Annotated in this window: 2 protein-coding genes; both read right to left on the reverse strand. The window is 51.8% G+C overall.

The features are described 5' to 3' along the window. A partial coding sequence (locus FP827_03120) for a hypothetical protein (GenBank protein MBA3052069.1) occupies window positions 1-218 on the reverse strand: 218 nt, incomplete at its 3' end. Then, window positions 215-6,002, reverse strand: a 5,788-nt coding sequence (locus FP827_03125; GenBank protein MBA3052070.1) for a hypothetical protein, incomplete at its 5' end; no start/stop codon positions are given. The genes FP827_03125 and FP827_03120, both read right to left, overlap by 4 nt.

Raw genomic sequence — 6,002 nt, forward strand, 5'->3', positions numbered from 1 at the left:
CCTTTGTTGTAAATTTTGAGCGTCCTCAAACCGTGAGCTTTGAGCGAATATGCCTCGCCGGGAACAACGCCCGACGCTGAAACGCTGACAAACGGCGTTCTTATATTCACCGCGAAAGCTAAAGAAGAAAATAATAAACATCCCCCTGCAAACAGCCACGCAACATAAACACAACGCAAGGCGCTGCGGCTGCATTTGTTAAGAGTCAATTTATTCATGGGCTTTCCCCCGCGGTGATCGTCACCGTAATTTTTTCCTGTTTGGAAGTGTTCACCGTCGTAGGCATATCAAGTTTCAGCCACAAAGTTCTCGTTTCGGTTTTGGGCACGCCGTCGCCCCTCTGTTCATCCCCCGTCGCGCCGCCGTCATAAGTGTATCTTTCGGCGCCGCTTGTCTGATTTACAGCCGTCACCGTGTCTTTATTCACAAAATAGCCGGCAGCAGCCGTTGTGTCATGGAATATCGCATATAATATAAAGCGGTTATGACCGACAGCCGTATCCGTGGACTCCCACACAGAAGCGGAGCCGTTAAAAAGGGTTATGGAAGAAACTCTCATAGAGTAATCTTCGTCCACATTCCCGGTGTTTGTCACGACAATCCCCGAAATGGAAGTGGTGGAAGCGCTTAAGTTCACCTCGCCGAAATTATAGGTGTCTGTTGAAACGGAAACGCCGAGGACTTTGACGACGCAGGCGGTTGAGCCGTTGGAGATTGACGACCAGTTTCCGGGGGCGTTTATTCCCGTAGCCTCGTCCCTCGTCCAGATGCGGAAATAATATGTCACCCCGCCGTGAAGCCCCGTCAGAGTTTTCGCGCGTTCCGAGAGCGCCGCGCAGGATGTGTCAATCAGAAACTCGTATTTATCGTCAAAGTCCGTCCACCCGGGCGACGATGTCGTCCAGTCAACCGTCGTATAGGTGGCATATCTTATTTTCCATTGCCCGCTGTTTATCGTTCCTGTCGTGCCGTCGTCGCCCGGCGCGACCCACGAAAGAGCGACATCCCCGTCGTCTTCCGCCAGCGCCGTCAGCGTTGTGACGGCGGCCGGAGCGACACGGCAGTATGCCGTCGCGCCGACAGATATCTCCGACCAGCGCGCACCCTCGTCGCAGGTCCACAATCTGAAAAAATATGTCGTTTCGTAAATCAGTCCTGATGTTGAATAGGCGGAAACGCTCTGCGCGGAAATATTCTCGGTCGCGATTTCAACATTATAAGTCGTCTCACTTCCCCAGGCCATCGCCGTATAAGTGGCATATTGTATCCTGAACTTTGAACCGTTTGTAAAACGCCCGATACGGTAATCGTCCCCGGGACACACCCACGAAAGATTTATCTGCCCCGAAACCGAAGTTGTTGACGCCGTGAAACTCGTCACCGCCGCAGGCGCTATACTGTCCGCCGGCGCGGCGGTTTTCGGAAAATTCATACTGGCTGATCCATAAAGTGAATAAGAATTATCAGATATTTCCGTAAGAGTATCCCATGCCGCTCCGTTCCATCTCTGGGAATACACATTGTTCGCCGTTGTCAGCGTTATGAGAAAGATATCATCCGAAGCGTCATCCGGCGCGAGAATAGCCCATCTGATACCTGCGGCATCCGGCTGAACCGCGGCATTATCCGCCGACCAGACGCCGTTAACATATTTACGCGCCTGCGGAGTTGCCCGGACCGCGACATTAGATTCCGCCCATACTATCATCCCTTCGCCCGTTGCCGCTTCATAAGCGACATCGAAACCCCTCTGTGAAGTTCCGTATGAAGTCACATCGTCATGTTCTTTTCCGTTCATCCACACATTTGAAGTTGAAGAAAAAACTTCCGCATTTATGTCAGTACCGCTATCAAAAGTACCTATCATTATCTCGTTGTTCAATGGATTCGCGGCCGCTTTTATCCAGCGCGCGTCGCCGAGCGCCGAATGATTATGAGAAGTCACCGTCGCTGCGCTCCACGAGTAGCCGTCCCAGGTTCTGTACCACGGCCTTGTCGTCGCAGTATCAGCCCAGACTACAAACCCAACTCCCGCCGACTGGGCGTAAGCAATGTCAAAGGACTGCGCGGTTGAGGCGCTCGCTCTCCCCGTTAAAATATTCTGAACATTTCCGAAAGCCGAACCGTTCCAGACATAAGAATAAATATTTCCCAAGTTATCGGAATACACAAGAATCATCTCGTCGGATGACGGTTTCGCTTCCAGCCGAACCCACTCGATATTTATAATATTTGTTCCAATTTCTGTGGCCCCTGAAAGCGCTGTTCCATTCCATGTTCTATAGTAGAGTTCAGAACCTACTCCGGTACCCGTTCTATAAACAATTACGGCATCGCCGGATGTCTGCTCATACGCAACATCAAATACTCTTTGCGTAATAACCCCGACATTATCGGTAAGTTCCCCCGCAAGTCCCCAACCGCCTGAAGGTGTATATGTTGAAACATTAAGATCAGCTAATGCGTCCACATTTAGCATAATCGCTTCATCTCTGACTGCGGAAGGACACATACGGACAACATTCTGTCGAGATGCAGCGCCTCCGACATCTACGGCGCTTCCCGCCGCTGACCATGCCGAGCCGTCCCAATAGCGGTATGCCGGTATCCGCTGTTCGGCAGACACGGTTGAAGATGAATAATACACCAGCATGCCTTCAGGCGTCGGAGGCGGAGGCGTGATATACGCCCAGGCCGTAGCGTGATTGGAAAGCGCAGACCAGTTCGGCTGCTCGTCAGCCGTCTTTAATCTGAAAAAGTAAGTCACGCCTTCGCGCAGAGATGTCATTGTCCGCGAGTGAATTTCGTTATAATTATTTGTGTCCGTGTCTATGACAAGCTCGTATTGATCGTCAAAATCCGTCCATCCGGACGAGGCCGCATTCCAGTCAACATTCGTGTATGTCGCATATCTTATCGCGAACTTTCCGCCTATTATAGCCCCCGTCGTGCCGTCGTCTCCCGGCGCTGTCCATGTCAGATTTATCTCGCCGCCGCTTGAACCCGTCAGCGCCGAGAGCGTCGTTATCGCCGCCGGAGCCGATGAAGTCGGCAGATTAAAACTCAGCGAATTTATCGCCGCCGCCGTGCCCGGCCACACCGACCAGTTATTACCGCTGTCCTTTGTCCTCACCGCAAACCAGTATGTCGTACCTTCTGAAAATCCGGTCAGGAGCTTCAGCGTCTCAGCGCCCGGCGTCGATCCCGGCGTATAATATCCCCACGTTGACACCCATTTCGCGTAAAAGTCCCCCGCCCCGACGTATTTCGTCGCATATTTTACAAGATACTGCCCCGCGCTGTTATCGCCGCTTGCCCCGTCATCACCGGGCTCGCTCCATTTAAGCGTCACCTGTCCGCCCATTCCCGTTCCTTCCGCCAGCGCCGTCAGGTCGCTTATCGCGCACGGCGGCGTGGCGTCGACAACCGTGATCGTAAGCTCGCCGCTATTTATACAGGCGGCGTCATAAGGGCCGTGATAACCTGAACCCACCATCAAACCGTTATACTGCGGGAGTTTCGCCTGGAACTTTCTTCCGGCAGTTGCCGAGACGTTAATGTCTATCGTAAAAACAATCTTCTGCCCTCCGGCGCCCGTTGCCATTGAAGCCGTCTGCTGGCATTCCCACACAGCATAAGCGGTATTATATGTCAGTGTGCCTAAGTAAGAATCCCCCGCGGAATAAGCGTTATTGCCGTCCACATCCTGCCAGACCTTTATCGCGGCTATGTCACTTTGCAGCATAGTAGTCGTTGTCCCCGCTGTTGAAAGACGCACGCCTATCAGATTCTGTGAAACGCTGTCATCGTGGCCCGGCACTGTGCAGGCAAGAACCGTGTTGTTGACCGAACCTGTGTTTGCATCCGCCGACGCGACCGTCACAGTGCTTATTTCCGAAGCCAGCATGTTGTATGAAGTATAACTTGGATGCTGTCTTGCGGGCGAAGAAGAGACATTATTTGTCCAGTCGCCGGTAGAACCAGGGAAAGCAGTCCCAGTGGAAGTAATCTTTGTCCATGGAGTGTCTGCAGCTGGAGTAGTGTATGTAAATGTATCCACAAATATTCCTGTTAGACCTGTCCATAATTCAACTGTATCCCCTCCTGCATTATTTAAACCAATCACGAGGTTATTACAAGCGAGAATAATACAATTAGACATAAAATAATATCTCTGCGCTCCGCCTTTTGCTGCATCTCCGTAATCCTGATCCATAAACATTGCGTAATAACCTGGCTGTAAAATCGTAGAAGAAGTTGAGGCACCATTTCTATATGCATCGTCAATTACAGCAAGAGCAGTTTTATTCGTAACCCATGACGCCCATGTATCAGTAAGATCGCCAGGCTGTCTAAGGTTATACCCATTAAGGTTAATTGCTGAAGTTCCTGCATTATAAACCTCTATAAATTCATCTGTATCATCATCAACAGCATCCGCCATAACCTCTGTTATATGAAGAACCGTGACGCTGCTGCCCGTAACCCCGGGAATTGACCAGTTATTGTTATTCACCGCAGAATTATCGCCCGACGAAGTCCATATCCCGTAATTATTAAAATCGTCATACGCCTTGATAACAAACCAGTAGGTTACGCTTTCCGTCAGCCCCGTTATGGTGTAGCTTTCTTCACTATCGGCCGCTTTCGGGCTCCAGCCGTTTGAAGGAAGCCAGGTTGAAACCCATGAAGCATAGAAATTGTCCGCCGATATATATTGACTCGCATATTTCAGCAGATATCCCGAAGCCATGCCGATTGTCCCGTCGTCTCCCGGCGCAGTCCATTTCAAAACAATGTCACCCGACCAGCTTCCCGCAAGAGCTGTTAAATTTGATATTGCGCACGGGGGTGCAGGATCAGCGGTAATCTTCGCCCATGCCGTCGCCGCGTTTGAGAGCGTTGACCAGTTCCCGCTCTCGTCAACCGTCCACATCCTGAAATAATATGTCACGCCCTCAATCAGGCTGCCAACTGTATATGACTGCGCGTCGGCATAGCCGACGGCCGAAGTTGAGATCTGTATTTCCGACGACGCCTTCTTCGCGTCCCAATAAGCGGGATCCTGGGCGTCGCTCAAAACCGTGGCCGTGGCTATGTAAAATTTACTGCCGGCGGCAAGATCCTGATTTATCCCGTTGTCTCCGGGCGAGGCCCATGTGAGGTTTATCTCACCGGGGGAGGAGCCCGTTTCCGCTGTCAGATCCGACACCGCCGACGGGGGCGTCACATCCATTTGCGCGTAAGTTGAATTTAGAGTGTTCTGCCCTCCCACCGGCGCGTCGCCCGAAGAAGTCCAGACGCCGTAATTGGGCACTTCATCATACGCCTTCATAACAAACCAGTATGTCACGCCGGGAGTGAAAGCTCCGCCGAGGCTGCCGATGGCCTGGCTGTCTTCCGTCCCGAAAGCCGCAGGCGTCCAGCTCTGCGTATGAGTTGAGACCCAAGTCGCGTTAAAATCAGCGGCGCTGATATATTTTGTGGCGTATTTCACGAGATAACCGGCGCAGTCCGCCACGCCCGCGCCGTCATCGCCCGGGGCCGTCCACTTAAGTTTTATCTGTCCTTCTGTCGTCCCCGTGAGAAATGCGGTGAGATTTGAAATCCCGCACGGCGGTATGGGCGGCGCTTCTACATGTATATAACCGGAATTATTATCTTCAATCCTTTCCGTTACCGTCTCCGACGAATCAATGACAACATATAAATCGTGCGCGCCCTCCGGTATCGACCATGCGCCGGAATACGCCTCAAACGATTGATTGTATGACGGCGATGAATTCGCGTGATAATAAGCGATCAAAGTTCCCGAACCGTCGCCCCAGGGCGCAGGGGGCTGACCTTTATAGAATTGAACCGAGGTCCATGTTGAGCCGGAGGCGTTATATCCGGCGCCGTAATTTCTGACCGTAGCCGTTATAAAAACTATTTCATCCGCGGCCGGAGTATTATTGCTTATCGTTATATCGGCAGATGTGATTACCAAATCAGGCCTGTTA

The organism is Candidatus Omnitrophota bacterium (assembly GCA_013791745.1).
GTDB lineage: Bacteria > CG03 > CG03 > CG03 > CG03 > CG03.